Raw genomic sequence first — 14,864 nt, 5'->3', positions numbered from 1 at the left:
TTCATTTCGCCCTCATTCTGCTCGCCACCAGGGCTCCAGCAACGTGAGCTGCTGGCGGTCGAGATCGAGCGCCACCTCGATCCCCAGCGGCAACGTCAGCATGGGGTGGGTATGGGCGCAGTCAAACTCAGCCAGAATAGGGAAGCTTGGCTCCCCCACTACCTCCAGCAGAATATCAAGGGGGCGCTTGCCGCTCCCCTGATCGTTGAACAGCTCGTGCTTGCCGAGGATAAGCGCGCCGATCCGCTCCAACACCCCGCACAGTTTGAGATGGGCAAAGGAGCGCTCCAGCGTCTCGGCAGATTTCAGGCTGTCCTCCAGCAGCAAAATGTCGCCGTGCTCGATGGGCGGCATATAGGGGGAGCCCCAGATCCCCGCCATGGTGTTGAGATTGCCGCCGATCAGTCGCCCCTCAACCCGGCCAGAACCCACCGAGATCAGCCGATTGGGCTGGCACTGCTTGGCCCGGGTCTGATTCTCCCAGTCCAACCGTTCATCGCTCCACTGCACCGGGGTGGGCAGCGTGCAGGGGACGCCAGCTTCATCGGCCAGCGCAATCTGTAAAAAACTGGCCAGCGTCTCATCCACCAGCGGCGGCAACTCGCCAAAGGAGGCCACCAGCGCCGGGCCATAAAAGGTAACCAGGCCAGTTTGGGCATGTATGCCGAGCAGCAGCGCCGTCACGTCTGAGTAGCCAACGATGATCTTGGGATCGCGCCTCAGCGCCTCAAAATCGAGGTAGGGCAGCAGGGAGTTGGAGTTGCTGCCGCCAATCACCGACATGATGCAGCGCACTTCTGGGTCGCGAATAAGGGCGTTGAGCTCCTCGGCCCGCGCGGCAATGGAGCCGGAGCGCCAGTGATCCTGCTGGCCGGTGAGGCTGCCCGCCTTGAGCCTAAAGCCCTGCCCCTCAAGAAAGGCTCTGGCGCGGGCAAAACGGTTGGGTGCCCAGGCGGTCGCCGCGCTGGAGGGGGAGAAAAAAGCGATGGTATCGCCACGTCGGAGCAGCGGGGGAACCAATAACGTCATGACACACTCATCCTTGCCAATATCCAGCCATCACAGAGTCGTTGAGACTCCTACACAACCCCTTTGATCACAACGGGTTTATCACCATCGTTTAGAAATACAAAACACTTGATTCATTATTAACAGATATTCTAAACACCATCCCCTTCCTAGAATGACCTCATTGCGATGGCCAACCCCGGTTGGTTGTCAGAATGGTCGGCCTGACAGCCCGAACGTTCTCTTTCCCACTTTTTCTCTCTGACTTATCAATGAGGTGCCTGTCATGAACAAAAACGCATCCCCCAGCGCATTGGTTGTAGAAGGCGGCGCCATGCGCGGCATATTTGCCAGCGGCGTACTGGATGCGTTTATCGAGCATGACTATCGCCCCTTTGACTTCGCCATCGGCGTCTCGGCGGGGGCCACCAACTTGCTGGCTTATCTCGCCAGCCAGCATGGCCGCAGCCACGAGATCCTGACCAAACTGGCGTGCAGCCAGCAGTTTATGGATCCCCTGCGCTTTGCCAAGGGGGGCAATCTGGTGGATATCCACTGGCTGTGGAACACCAGCTGCCGCAAGTATCCCCTCGACATTCACGCCTACCGGGAGACCGGCATCCCCTTCTATGCGGTGGTGACCAATACCCTGACCGGCAAGGCGGAGTACATCCGGGTCAAGCCGGAGAACATGAACGAGGTGCTGCCCGCCAGCTGCGCCATTCCCCTCGCCTCCCACGAATACCCGGAGGTGCACGGGGTGCCGATGACAGATGGCGGGGTGGCCGACTCCATCCCGGTGATCGAAGCCTACCGCCGCGGTGCCCGTCACCTGACTGTGATCCTCTCCGAGCCCCTTGGCTATCGGCTCAAGCCGATGCCCTTCCCCTGGATGATCCGTACCCTGCTCAAGACCCGCCCCGCGCTGGCACAGGCGCTGGAGCAGCGGGATCGCAGCTACAACGAGGCGCTCGATTTTATCGCCAATCCGCCGGAGGACTGCCAGATCGAGGTGATCGCCCCGGCCGACTACTTCCCCGTCTCCCGTTTTACCCGCGATATCAACAAGCTGGAGATGGGATACGTGATGGGCAAGTGCGCAGGCTATCAGGCCGCCCTGCTCAATTGACAAGGGTTTTACAGGCATGACCCGACCTGCCGCGACGCACGCGCCGCCAACACAATAACAATCGGGTCCGTTGAGCAACATGAGTCATAAAAACAGACCGTGGCGAGGCAAGCGCGGCCAGAACCGGTGCCAGACACTCTTAGCGGCTTGCGCCTCATCCCTATGCCAGGGCATCTCACCCTCATACAAGGTGTTTATTTATGTCGTTTCTTCTCACCCATCCCGCGCTGGCGCAGCTGTTCGAGCGGCTGCTGCCCGATTACCGGATCATGGCGCCCGCGGCCGAATATCGGGGCGGCCGCTTCTCCGACACCGACAACGTCACCTACCACAGCATCCGCCATCCGGCCGATCTGGTGTGGCAGGAGAAGTCCCACTTCTCCCCAAAAGAGGTGGTGCTCCCCATCACCCAGACCCTGTTCCACTTCGACAATCTGGAGCTGCGCGAATCAAAGGTGGAGGCCAAACCCACCCTGCTGTTCTTGCGCAGCTGTGATATCCACGCTCTGCGCAGGCTGGATCAGGTCTACCTGAAAAATGGCCAGAACAGCGACGTCTACTACGCCCGGCTGCGCAGCAAGCTCAAGCTGGTGCTGCTGGAGTGCCGCGAGAGCTTCGAGAACTGCTTCTGCGTCTCCATGGGCAGCAACGAGACCCAAGACTACGCCGCCGCCATTCGTCTGAGCGATGAGGGTGCCCGTATCGAGGTGAAGGATCCCGAGCTGCTCGGCTACTTTGCCGAGCTCGGTAAATCCGACGACTTCACCCCGGAATTTGTCCAGAGCAACCCGGTCAAGGTACGCACTCCGGACAGTGTCTGTAACGACCCCCAGCGGATCCGCCAAATCCTCACCGCTCATCCGGTCTGGGCCGAGTACGACAGCCGCTGCATCGGCTGCGGCCGCTGCACCACCTCCTGCCCGACCTGCAGCTGCTACAGCGTGCACGACCTCACCTATGCGGAAAATCCCAAGCAGGGTGAGCGCCGTCGCCAGTGGGCCAGCTGCATGGTGGATGGCTTCAGCGACATGGCCGGTGGCCACGGTTTTCGCGCCAAGCATGGCGAGCGCCTGCGTTATCGCGCCCTGCACAAGGTCAACGACTACAAGGCCCGTCAGGGAGAGGAGCACATGTGCGTCGGCTGTGGCCGCTGCGACGATCGCTGCCCTCACTACATCTCCTTTAGCAACATCATCAACAAGATGACCGATGTGGTCGAACAGACCATCGCAGCCGACAACGCGCAGGGGGCGAACTGATATGTGCCAGTGCCAGCAAACCGCAACAGCAGAACCGCAGCAGGACTTGGTCGAAAACCGCCTGCTGCCCAAGGCCTACACCATTCTGGCCATCGAGCGCCACACCGAGCTGGAGTGGAACTTTCGGGTCTCCCGCGACTTTGATGTTCACTACGGCCAGTTTGTGGAGATCTCCCTGCCCACCGTCGGCGAAGCGCCCATCTCGGTCTCCGACTATGGCGATGGTTATGTGGATCTGCTGATCCGCAAAGTCGGCAAGGTAACCGATGCGCTGTTTGCCCTCGATGTGGGCGACAAGGTGTGGATGCGCGGCGTCCACGGCAACGGCTATCCGCTGGAGACCTACCGCAACCAGCACCTCATCGTGGTGGCGGGCGGTACCGGCGTCGCGCCGGTCAAGGGGCTGCTGCGCCGCTTCAGCAAACATCCGGAAGAGGTGAAATCCCTCGACATGATCCTCGGCTTCAAGAACGAGCAGGCGGTGCTCTATCGCCACGAGATGCCGCTCTGGGCCGAGCAGCAGAACCTCATCGTCACCCTGGACGAGGGCAAGGAGAGCGAGCAGTTTCGCATCGGCCGGGTCACCGACTACATCGACCAGCTGGATCTCGCTGACAAGGAGGATATCCAGGTGATCGTGGTCGGCCCCCCCATCATGATCCGCTTCGTGGTGCTCGCCTTCCTCGAACGGGGCATCCCCAAGGATCGCATCTGGGTCGACTACGAACGCCGCATGGCCTGCGCCGTGGGCAAATGCGGCCACTGCCGGATGGGCGACACCTATATCTGCGTGGATGGACCGGTCTTTCGTTTTGACCAGGCCCAGCATCTGATCGACTGAGGGAGAACACCATGAGTCTCGATATCGACATCATCAAGGCCCGCGCCAAGAACGAATACCGCCTCTCCAAGGTGCGCGGCGAAGCGATGATCAGCGTACGCATTCCCGGCGGGATCATGCCCGCCCACCTGCTGGCAGTGGCCCAGCAGATCGCCGAACAGTACGGCAACGGCTTGATCCACCTCACCACCCGCCAGAAGCTGGCGATGCCCGGCATCAAGTATCAGGACATGGACAAGGTCAACGCCGCCCTCGAACCCTTTATCAAGGAGATCGAGGTGGAGACCTGCGGCATCGAGGTAGAGGACACCACAGCCGGTTACCAGACCATCGGCGGGCGCAACATCGTCGCCTGTCAGGGCAACACCATCTGCCAGAAGGGCAATATCGACTGCACCGGGCTGGCTCAGCGGATGGAGAAGCACCTCTACCCCAACCCCTATCACCTCAAGATGGTGATCGCCGGCTGCCCCAACGACTGCGCCAAGGCCAACATGGCCGACTTCGGTATCCTCGGCATCGCCAAGATCCACTTCAATGCCGAGCGCTGCATCGGCTGCGGCGCCTGCGTCAAGGCGTGCAGCCACCACGCTGTGGATTGCCTCGCCATCAAGCATGGCAAGGCGGTCAAGGAGGAGAGCAAGTGCATCGGCTGTGGCGAATGCGTGCTGGCCTGCCCGACTATGGCCTGGCAGCGGGATCCCAAGCAGCTCTATATGGTCAAGCTGGGGGGACGCACCAGTAAGAAGACCCCCCGTACCGGCAAGCTGTTCCTCAACTGGGTGACCGAAGAGGTGCTGCACGCGGTGATCAAGAACCTGTTCGAGTTCGAGGCCGAGATGCTGGATGGCAAACCCATCTACCTGCACATGGGTCACCTTATCGACCGGGCCGGTTATCACAAGTTCAAGGAGCGGGTGCTGCGCGGCGTCACCCTCAACCCGGAAGCCATGGTCGCTGACCGCATCTTCTGGGCCGAAGATCAGTACGTCGCCAACATGCATGTCAAAGCGGTGCAATAGGAAAAACCTCGTTTGGGGAAGCGTGATCAAGTGGCCGACACCGGTGGGGATCTGTCGTGGGCCCGGGCGTAGATCACCCTTCCCCTTTTTTATTCCCGTCGGGGGATCTTTCCCCCGACCATCCGGGGTGCGTCACGGCGCGCCCTGCTATCTCGCCCGGCGCGGCATTGCGAGCGGGCCAGCATCCGGAGCCTGTTATGGACTTTCTCCCTCTCTTCTGTCAGCTGCAAAACAAGCCGGTCCTGATCGTCGGCGGCGGTGAGGTGGCGGTGCGCAAGGCGCGCCTGCTGCTCGATGCCAAGGCGAAGATCACCATCAATGCCCCGCATCTGGAACCCCAGCTGATGAGCTGGGCCGAGCAGGGTCGCCTGACCGTCTGCGCCGCCAGCTTTCATCCCGAACTGCTCGATGGCAAGTGGCTGGTGATCGCCGCCACCAACCAGCAAGAGGTCAACCAGCAGGTCTTTCATGAGGCGAACCTGCGCCAGATCTTCTGCAATGTGGTGGACTCTCCGGCCCACTGCAGCGCCATCATGCCCGCGATCATTGACCGCTCGCCGCTGATGGTGGCCATCTCCAGCGCAGGCGCGGCGCCGGTACTGAGCCGCCAGCTGCGGGAAAAACTCGAAGCGTTGCTACCGCAACACCTCGGCCAGCTCGCGGCGCTGGCGGGCAAGCTGCGCGAGCGGGTCAAACTCATTCCGGACAAGCTGGCCCACCGTCGCTTCTGGGAGCGGCTCTTTAGCCATGAGCGACTGGCATGCCAGCTGGCCCGCGGTCAGCAGCAAGCTGCCGAACAGAGCGTCGCAGAGCTGCTCGATGAGCAACCACAGAGCAAGGGAAGCGTCACCCTGGTGGGAGCGGGCCCCGGTGATGCGGGGCTGCTCACCCTGAATGGCTTGCAGCAGTTGCAGCAGGCGGATGTGGTGGTCTATGACCGACTGGTCTCGCAGGAGGTGTTGGCGCTTGTTCGCCGGGATGCCGAGCGGATCTTTGTCGGCAAGGAGGCGGGCCGCCACTGCGTGCCCCAGCAGGCGATCAACCAACTGTTGCTGGAACAAGCGCTGCTGGGCAAACAGGTGGTGCGGCTCAAGGGGGGCGATCCCTTTATCTTTGGCCGGGGTGGCGAGGAGCTGGAAACCCTGGCCGAGGCGGGCATCCCCTTCTCGGTGGTACCGGGCATTACAGCAGCCTCAGGCTGCGCCGCCTACAGCGGCATTCCCCTCACCCACCGCGATCACGCTCAGCGGGTGCAGTTCATCACCGGCCACGACAAGGAGGGCAATATCGCCCAGGAGTGGTCGGCGCTGGCGGCCCCCCGCCAGACCCTGGTGTTCTACATGGGGCTGGCCCACGCCGCCCGCATTCAGGATGCGCTGCAAACCCACGGCATGCCAGGTCACACCCCGGTGGCGCTGGTGGAGCAAGGCACCCAGCTCAGTCAGCGGGTGGTGCGCGGCGAGCTACAGCTGTTAGCCGAACTGGCCCGTCAGGTGAAAAGCCCGAGCCTCATCATCATCGGCACAGTGGTCACTCTGGCCGACAAGCTGGACTGGTATGGGGAAGCCAACGCCATCCACGGCATCTAGCCCCGCACGGCGATCAACCAATAGAGACAACAAAACAGAGAGCGGCCATGCCGCTCTCTGTTTTTGCATCAATGACCAAGCCGTGGCACGGCACGTCTGTTACTCGAGCCGGATGGGGCCGGTGTTCTGAACATCGCTGTCATTCCAGTCGCTCTCATCGCGAATACGCGGATCCCCTTGCAAGGTGTAGAGGATGGTGCCCTTACGAAACTGCAGCGCGCCATCGGCCCGTTTCGCCTTCACCTTGACTCCGTTGACCCACACCTGCTCCTTGCCATCCACCTGAATATTGGCCACCGTGGCGCCGGTCTCGCGGTTTTTGGCGATCCACTTGCCCTGATAGGGCGAGTCCCCCTTGGCCATCGGCAGTGCGGCGGCCTTGCCCGACGACCAGGCGTGCACGGTGCAAAAGCCGTGGGCCCGGCGATCATGCTTGATGACGTAATCCAGGGTGGGTTCGCTGGCGGGCAGGTCGAAGGTGATCCCGATGACTACCTTGCCGTTTGTGGCCGAATAGGCGGCGGGCGCCAGTGTTTTTAGGGTCGCCTTCTTGCCATTGATAAAGACGTTGCCCCCTTGTGACTTGACCCGGATGTCGGTGGGACAAGTGGCGCTGAAATTGGGCAGCGCCGCGAGGGCACTGCCGGCATGGGCGGTCATGGCCAACATGACAAGGGTCAGCAGAGCAGGTTTTTGATTCATAGTGATACGCCTTCAAGAGAAGAGAACATCGTCCGTGAGCGGTGTCGTTCCTGATGGCGGCACTCTAGCTTGACCCTCTCGGGCCACCCAGTTAAAAAAAATAAAACCGGTTAGCGGAATTATTAATAAATATAAATATTTAAAATCAATGAGTTGAATGATAACCCCGCCAGCCGCCACGTATCAGACAGGCAATAAAAAAGCCGATAACCCAGTTATCGGCTCATTGCTCATGCAGAGGCGGAAGCCCGATCAGACCACCACGGCGGTGCCACTGATGCTGACCATCAGCATGCTGCCGTTTTGCCCCACAACTTCGTAGTCGATATCGATGCCGACCACTGCGTTGGCACCAAGGGCCGCTGCGCGCTCTTTCAGCTCATCGAAGGCGATCTCGCGGGCACGGGCCAGCTCTTATTCATAGGCGCCGGAGCGGCCTCCGATGATGTCACGGATCCCGGCAAAGAGATCCTTGAAAATATTGGCGCCGAGAATGGCTTCGCCAACCACGATGCCGCGGTATTCACGAATGGTTTTGCCTTCCAGCGTGGGGGTCGTCGAGAGGATCATCTTGAACTCCTGTGAGTAGCAGAAGGGCTCAGACTACCCCAACTGCCCGAAAATCCCAACCGGGGGGTGACCTGTACGACGCCGACCTTAAAAATCACGACGGCCAGATAAAAAAACACCGCGCACGGGGCGCGGTGTTTGTTTCAGAGGGCCATTACACCGTTACGGGTTGTAAGAGACTACCGAGCCACTGAGGCCGGTCATCTGGGAGATCCGCCCCTGCATCCCCTGCAGTTTGGCCTTGGAGACATCCGGTCCGATAAAGACCCGGTTGAGCTGACCCTGCACCGGTGTGCGCGGCGAGGTGTGGGCAGAGTAGCCCGCCGCCCGCAGCTTGCTCACCAGCGCGTTGACGCTGTCGACGTTCTTGAAGGCGCCAAGCTGGAGGATCCAGCTACCCTGTGCCGGTGCCGCAGCAGGCGCGGGTGTGGTCGGCTGGGTCATCTTGCTTTCAATCAGATCGTCGAGGGACTTGATCTGACCCACCTGCGGCTTGGCCGGTGCGGGCGCCTTGGCCACTTCAACCGGTTTGGCTGGCGTCGGCTTGGGTGCTGGCTTGGGCGGTTCGACCGGTTTTTTGGCCACCACTTCCGGCTTGGGCTGTGGCTTGGGTTGGGCATTCTGTTGCGGCTGTACCGATGCGGCAGGGGTTGTCGCCGGCTGTGCACCGTTGACCTGACCGGCGAGGGTCATAGGGTCAGCCACCTCTTCCACTTGCCACTGTTGGGCCGCAGAGGCCTGTTGCTGGCTGGCCAGATGATCGGCGGGCAGGCTGCTGGCTGCCGAGACCTGCAGCGCAGGCTTGGCAGGCTCCAGCTCGGGGCGCAGCGGGATCTTGGCAAAGGCCTCCTCCTTTTGTGCCAGCTTATGACCATCCAGCAAGTCCGGCAGGAAAATAACAACCAGGGCCACCAGGATGACGGTGCCCACCAGACGGTTTTGAAACTTCGAGGCCAAGTTGAATCCTACCTTTACGTAACTCAATATGCGATTTGGCTCCCCGCCCGAGGGCCGGGGAGCCGGGGTGTGGCCTAGACGGCGACACCCGCCAGAATGTCGGCGACAGTGTAAAACGAACCAAACACAATGACCATATCGTCCGGACTCGATGCGGCCAACGCTGCCTGATAAGCGGCGCTGACATCATCAAACTCCCTGGCAGGCCCCTTTCCCTCCCCCAGCGCCGCAGCCAGCTGCGCAGCAGTGGCGGCGCGCGGGCCGGTGAGGCTGGCCAGATACCACTCGCCGATCAGACCATCGAGTTCGGCAAGGGATCCCGCCATGTCCTTGTCTTTGAGCATGCCGACCACGGCGCGGCGTACACCCGAGCAGGGCATCTTGCGCAATTGCGCTGCCAGATAGGCTGCCGAATGGGGGTTATGGGCCACATCGACGATCACCAGCGGCGCACTTTGCAGCTGCTGCATCCGGCCAGCCAGCCGGGCATTGGCAAGCCCGTCACGAATGGCGGACTCCGGCAGCGGCAAGCCGAGGGATTCCAGCGCCGCCAGCACGGTCACCGCGTTCATCAGCGGCAGCCCCGGTTTTGGCAGATCCCGCCACTGGTTGAGGCCGTGATAATCCCAACCGCTCTCGTGCTCATCGCCACGAAAATCGATACCGACCTGACGCAGGTTGGCGCCAAGACGCAGTGCTTCACTCGCGATAGTCGCAGGCGGATTGGGCTCGCCACTGATGGCGGGTTTACCGGCGCGATAGACCCCGGCCTTCTCCACCGCCACAGCTTCGCGGGTATCACCCAGCCAGTCGCAGTGATCGAGGGCAATGGAGGTGATCATCGCCACATCGGACTCCACCACGTTGGTGGCGTCGAGCCGACCACCCAGCCCCACTTCCAGCAGCAGCACATCCGGTGCGGCGCGGCAGAAGAGCCACAAGCCAGCCAGGGTGGCGAACTCGAAGAAGGTAAGGGCAATCTCGTCGCGAGCAGCTTCCACCTCGGCAAAGGCGGCGCAGTGATCGCTGTCGGGCAGCTCTTGCCCGTTGACCCGCACCCGCTCGGTAAAGCGCAGCAGATGGGGCGAGGAGTAGACGCCGACCTTATAGCCTGCGGCCATCAGAATGCTGGCCGCCATGGCACAGCTGGAGCCCTTGCCGTTGGTGCCCGCCACCGTGATCACCTTGAACGGCAGCTGGGTAAGCCCCATACGCCGGGCAACGGCACCGACCCGATCCAGCCCCATGTCGATATTGACCGGATGGATCTGCTCCAAATAAGAAAGCCAGTCGACAAGCGACCGGCTTTGGAATTGTTGCATGTTTGAACTCATCTTCACTCTTCGATGACGTGAGTATTCAGCATTTTGGCGAGCAGGCTGGCCAGACGGTTACGCATTTCGCGGCGATCGATGATGATATCGATGGCACCCTTTTCCAGCAGGAACTCGGAGCGCTGGAAGCCTTCCGGCAGTTTCTCGCGCACGGTCTGCTCGATAACGCGCGGGCCGGCAAAGCCGATCAGCGCCTTGGGCTCGCCCACGTTGATGTCACCCAGCATCGCCAGACTGGCAGAGACGCCACCCATGGTGGGGTCGGTCAGCACGGAGATATAGGGCAGGCCCGCCTTGGTGAGTCGGTCCAGCGCAGCACTGGTCTTGGCCATCTGCATCAGGGAGAAGAGGGCTTCCTGCATGCGAGCACCACCAGAGGCGGAGAAGCAGACCAGGCCACGGCCTTCCTTGATGCACTCCTCGACGGCGCGTACAAAGCGGGCACCGACCACGGAGGCCATGGAGCCCCCCATGAAGGAGAATTCGAACGAACAGGCGACAACCGGTACCCCTTTGAGGGTCCCTTTCATCACCACCAGCGCATCTTTCTCCGCCGTCTCTTTCTGAGCGGCAGACAAACGATCCTTGTAGCGCTTGGAATCCTTGAATTTCAGTACATCCTGCGGCTCCAGCTCGGCACCGATCTCGGTACGACCCTGCTCATCGAGGAAGCTCTCGAGACGGGCGCGGGCGCTGATGCGCATATGATGATCACACTTGGGGCACACTTCGAGGTTGCGCTCCAACTCTGCCCGGTAGAGCACCTGTTCACAAGCACTGCACTTGGTCCACACCCCTTCCGGAATGTTGTGACGACGGGGCGCAGTGATCTTGCTCTTGGGAAGAATCTTCTCAAGCCAGCTCATGGAATTCCTTAATGCTTTTGTGCCTGACAAAACGCATCGAGCCTAGATTGTTCAATGACTTAATAGCTCGATGGCAACAAATGACGGGTCATTAAACCACAATTTTTCGGGCGCAGTTACTAAAAACTGGTCGTACCCGGTGCCGAGTCCGGCAGCCACAGCGGGCCGAGCGGCAACTGCGGTAGAGCAAACTCGGCTGGGTAATCCACGTCGACCAGATAGAGGCCACCGGCCTTGGCGGTCGGCCCGGCCAGATTGCGATCCTTGGCAGCCAGCACCTCGGCAATCCACTCCACCGGTTTGAGCCCCTGCCCCACCAGCAGCAGGGAGCCGGTGATGTTGCGCACCATATGGTGCAGGAAGGCGTTGGCCTTGATGTCGAGCACGATGTAGGGGCCGGAGCGGCTGACACACAGATGGGTCACATTGCGCCACGGGGTGTTGGATTGGCAGGCGACGGCACGGAAGGTGCTGAAGTCGTGCTCCCCCAGTAGGCTCTGGCCCGCCTGGTGCATCAACTCCGCATCGATGGTCTCGTGGTAGTGGCTGACGCCACTGCCGAGGATCGCCGGCCGGTAGTTGTGGTTGTAGATGACATAGCGGTAGCGACGGGCGGTGGCGCTGAAGCGGGCGTGGAAGCTCTCGTCCACCTGCTTGACCCAGCGCACGGCGATATCCGGCGGCAGGTTGGAATTGAGCCCCAGGGTCCAGGCCCCTTCGGCACGGTTCGCCTCGGTATCGAAGTGGATCACCTGACCGGTCGCATGGACACCGGCATCGGTGCGTCCGGCACACTGGATGGAGACAGGGTGGTTGGCAATCCGGCTCAGCGCCGTCTCCAGTTCAGCCTGCACGCTGATCACTTCACGCTGACGCTGCCAGCCGAAATACCGGCTGCCGTCATATTCAATACCTAGGGCAATTCGCATGGATAAACTTGTCTTGTTGTGAAAACGCAGTGAAAGAAACGGGGCGGATTATACGCGCTCAGCCTGAAAAGTCCCACCACGCACGCAATTGGCCCAGATTGAGAGCCTGCGCGGCCATACTCGCACCGTTGCAACTCGCCAAAAGAAGAGGGCAGCCTGCTGGCTGCCCCCGTTTTGCTGATCCCGTGATGGGAAATGCTTTAGCCCAACCGCTTGAGCAACTTCTCGGCTTCGGCGCGCTGGTGATCGCTGCCCTGCTCCGCAGCCTCTTGCAGCAGCTCGCGGGCGCTATCCTTGTCATCAATCTCGAGGTAGGCACGGGCCAGATCCAGCTTGGCCCCCACACCGCCGTCGTCGGCATCCACGTCAAATCCGGTGGATTCCGGCAGCACCTCGGGGAAGCCATCGAGCCCCACATCCAGCGAGAAGCCCTGATACGGCTCCTGCTCCGGCGCGGTGGCATCCGCTTCGGCCAGCAGCTTGTCGATCTCGACGTAGCCACTCTCCTGTGCCTGCTCACGGGGCTGGAGATCTGCCGGATGTGATTCCACCTCGGCGAACGCATCTTCGAAATCGGAGAGCGCCAGCTCGTTGGGATCCCACTCCAGATCCAGCTCCGCTTCCTTCGCCTTGACAGGCTCAAGACCGAGCTCGGCCAGCATGGCATCCGCACTCTCGTCGGCGTCCTCTGCGGCACTGAGATCAATGGCGTTGTCATCTTTCCCTGTGGCGGGCTCGTCGAGGGCACTGTCGAAATCGCCGAGATCGAAGCTCGCCAGATCGTCGTCAGCGGCACCGACTTCGTCGATGGAGCTCAAATCGGGCTCGAGGTCGGCGGAGAGATCCGCATCCAGCTCGGCAAACAGGGCTGCCTGCAGCTCCTCTTCGCTCATGATCTCGTCAGCGGCCTTGGGCTTGGGGTTGAACTCGCTGGCCAGATCCATGGCGGGCTCGTTGGCCAGCGCGATAGGCTCATCCAGCGAGAGATCGAGATCCGGCACAAGGTCCGGGTCACGACTGGCTGGCTGGGCCGCCATCCGCTCGGGCTCAAAGCCCTGCAGCTCCATCTCGCCCTCGTCGCTGAACACCAGATCGACATCCGGCTTGGCGGCCGGCTCGTCAGGCTCCATCGGCATAAAGCCATCGGGGGTGTTGAGATCCGGCACCGGGCGCACCGGCTCGTTGTCGGTCACATCGACGCTCAGCAGATCATCAAACTCGCTCTGCTCCTGATCCATCATCATGGCGGTGGATTCGGAGAGGCTCTTCTCCTGCTCTTCCAGTTCGCGGCGGGCCCGGGCACGCAGCCACAGGGTCACCAGCGCCAAGACCAGCAGCACAGGCAGCAGAATGATCATGGCGAGGTTGAGCGGTGAGGAGAGCAGATCCATCAACCAGTTTTTCTCAGGCTCAGGCTCGGCTGCCACCGGCGGGACCGGTTGAGCCTTGAGCTCGGCAATCTCTTTTTGCAGCGCCGTCTGATCCTGCAGCTGGGCCTTGAGGGTCTCCACCTCTTCGGTCAGGGATTGCAGACGCAGCTTGAGCCTGTGGTTCATCTCGGTCACCTGGCCGAGCTGGGCATTGGCATCTTCCAGTGCCAGCGCCATCTCGGTGGCCGGTTTGCCCACCGGTTTATCCAGATCGGAAGGCAGAGGCGCCGGGGTGGTGCCTTCTGCTGCGCTCGGAGCAGGTGCTACCGCCTCTTTCGGCGCAGGCTCGCTCACCTTGGCCACTTCTTTGGTTTCAGCAGCCGGTTGCGGTGCCACCACCGGGGCGGGAATGGGGGCGGCTTTCGCCACTGGCAGCGGCGCAGGCGCAGCCTTCACCGGCTCGGTCTTGGCGGCTTCCACCTTCGCGGGCTTGGCGGCAGCCGGCTTGGCTGTATGGGCCTGCTTGTCAGCCAGATATTTGGGGCTTAACCCCTTCCAGCTGGCGTTGTCGCTACGGAACTTGGCGCGGGCCTGAGCATCAGTGATGACGCTCGCCTCGGCCGCGGTCGGCAGCAGAATGCGGGATCCCACCAGAATGTGGTTGATATTGCCATCGGCAAAACTGCGGGGGTTTTTCTCGTAAATCGCCACCATGGTCTGGTAGACGCTGACCCGATTGGAGGGGCGATATTTGCTCGCCAGGCTCCAGAGGGTATCGGTCGGACGAACAGGGCCATAGCTACCGGCATTGGCAGTGACCTGACGCACCACCGGCTGGGCGGTTGTACGCACCGGTTGTGCGACGGGTCTGGCGACCGGCTGCGCCAGTGGCTGGGAATTGACGGCGGGAGGTGCGGGTTCGTCAGGGCCTTTTAGCTCGACAAAAAAAGGCTCCCGCGCCGAGTCTTCAGCCTGGACGGTGCCCAGCAGACCCAATGCGAGTAGCGTTGCCAATGTTATGCGGGAATGTCCCATATTCGTTCCTTCGTATGACGGCCCTATCACATTGAAAAATCTGGATAGTTACCCCAAAACAGTCGGTTCAATATAAATCAGGCTCGCCTGGCAAGCCAGCAGTCCGACACATTTAGCACCCAACTTGACCCTGAGTGTAGGAAAAAACTTAATCAGTTGATATCGCAACAGAATCTTGAAGTGACGGAGTGCGGCATGGGTCACACCCTGGTTTGATCACAGGCCGGATGCGCAGCACTCCCTGCTGCGCATC

General features: G+C 61.3%; 12 protein-coding genes and 1 pseudogene. 5 read left to right on the top strand and 8 right to left on the bottom strand.

The window, feature by feature from the left end:
- Nucleotides 1–12: 12 nt before the first annotated feature.
- On the bottom strand, nt 13–1,029 hold the full coding sequence (locus tag OKC42_RS03030; RefSeq protein WP_159158706.1) for a S66 family peptidase: 1,017 nt from the start codon (nt 1,027–1,029) through the stop codon (nt 13–15).
- A 265-nt stretch (nt 1,030–1,294) separates the two neighbouring features.
- Between OKC42_RS03030 and OKC42_RS03025 the strand changes: the two genes are divergently transcribed.
- The 5 genes from OKC42_RS03025 to cysG all read left to right on the top strand — a co-directional run bounded on the left by OKC42_RS03025 (nt 1,295) and on the right by cysG (nt 6,848).
- Complete coding sequence (locus OKC42_RS03025) at nt 1,295–2,137, top strand: patatin-like phospholipase family protein (RefSeq protein ID WP_005333746.1); 843 nt, start codon at nt 1,295–1,297, stop codon at nt 2,135–2,137.
- A gap of 200 nt (nt 2,138–2,337) precedes the next feature.
- Nucleotides 2,338–3,396 (top strand): anaerobic sulfite reductase subunit AsrA, encoded by a 1,059-nt coding sequence (gene asrA, locus OKC42_RS03020; RefSeq protein WP_159158704.1) that lies wholly within the window; start codon nt 2,338–2,340, stop codon nt 3,394–3,396.
- 1 nt (nt 3,397) lies between these two features.
- Nucleotides 3,398–4,237, top strand: coding sequence for an anaerobic sulfite reductase subunit AsrB (gene asrB, locus OKC42_RS03015; protein WP_159158703.1), 840 nt, complete (start codon nt 3,398–3,400; stop codon nt 4,235–4,237).
- 11 nt (nt 4,238–4,248) lie between these two features.
- Nucleotides 4,249–5,259 carry a sulfite reductase subunit C gene (gene asrC, locus OKC42_RS03010; protein ID WP_150388917.1) on the top strand — a complete coding sequence of 337 codons (1,011 nt, stop codon included), beginning with the start codon at nt 4,249–4,251 and terminating at the stop codon, nt 5,257–5,259.
- A 197-nt stretch (nt 5,260–5,456) separates the two neighbouring features.
- Complete coding sequence (gene cysG / locus OKC42_RS03005) at nt 5,457–6,848, top strand: siroheme synthase CysG (RefSeq protein ID WP_270819042.1); 1,392 nt, start codon at nt 5,457–5,459, stop codon at nt 6,846–6,848.
- 99 nt (nt 6,849–6,947) lie between these two features.
- Here cysG and OKC42_RS03000 read toward each other — a convergent pair whose 3' ends face one another.
- The 7 genes and pseudogenes from OKC42_RS03000 to OKC42_RS02970 form a co-directional block, all read right to left on the bottom strand.
- Nucleotides 6,948–7,550: a hypothetical protein gene (locus tag OKC42_RS03000; protein ID WP_199428373.1), complete on the bottom strand. Its 603-nt coding sequence runs from the start codon at nt 7,548–7,550 to the stop codon at nt 6,948–6,950.
- A 252-nt stretch (nt 7,551–7,802) separates the two neighbouring features.
- A pseudogene (locus OKC42_RS02995) lies at nt 7,803–8,120 on the bottom strand (heavy metal-binding domain-containing protein).
- Nucleotides 8,121–8,282: 162 nt separating this feature from the next.
- Nucleotides 8,283–9,077, bottom strand: coding sequence for a cell division protein DedD (dedD, locus tag OKC42_RS02990; protein WP_270819041.1), 795 nt, complete (start codon nt 9,075–9,077; stop codon nt 8,283–8,285).
- Nucleotides 9,078–9,151: 74 nt separating this feature from the next.
- Nucleotides 9,152–10,411: a bifunctional tetrahydrofolate synthase/dihydrofolate synthase gene (folC, locus tag OKC42_RS02985; protein WP_199428375.1), complete on the bottom strand. Its 1,260-nt coding sequence runs from the start codon at nt 10,409–10,411 to the stop codon at nt 9,152–9,154.
- A 2-nt stretch (nt 10,412–10,413) separates the two neighbouring features.
- Complete coding sequence (accD, locus tag OKC42_RS02980) at nt 10,414–11,277, bottom strand: acetyl-CoA carboxylase, carboxyltransferase subunit beta (RefSeq protein ID WP_005333765.1); 864 nt, start codon at nt 11,275–11,277, stop codon at nt 10,414–10,416.
- A 119-nt stretch (nt 11,278–11,396) separates the two neighbouring features.
- Complete coding sequence (truA, locus tag OKC42_RS02975) at nt 11,397–12,206, bottom strand: tRNA pseudouridine(38-40) synthase TruA (RefSeq protein WP_040066446.1); 810 nt, start codon at nt 12,204–12,206, stop codon at nt 11,397–11,399.
- A gap of 200 nt (nt 12,207–12,406) precedes the next feature.
- Complete coding sequence (locus tag OKC42_RS02970) at nt 12,407–14,611, bottom strand: FimV/HubP family polar landmark protein (RefSeq protein ID WP_150388913.1); 2,205 nt, start codon at nt 14,609–14,611, stop codon at nt 12,407–12,409.
- Nucleotides 14,612–14,864 lie beyond the last annotated feature (253 nt).

This window comes from Aeromonas sp. Y311-2 (assembly GCF_027706025.1).
Taxonomy (GTDB): domain Bacteria; phylum Pseudomonadota; class Gammaproteobacteria; order Enterobacterales; family Aeromonadaceae; genus Aeromonas; species Aeromonas veronii.
This window is presented reverse-complemented; position numbering and strand designations above follow the sequence as displayed.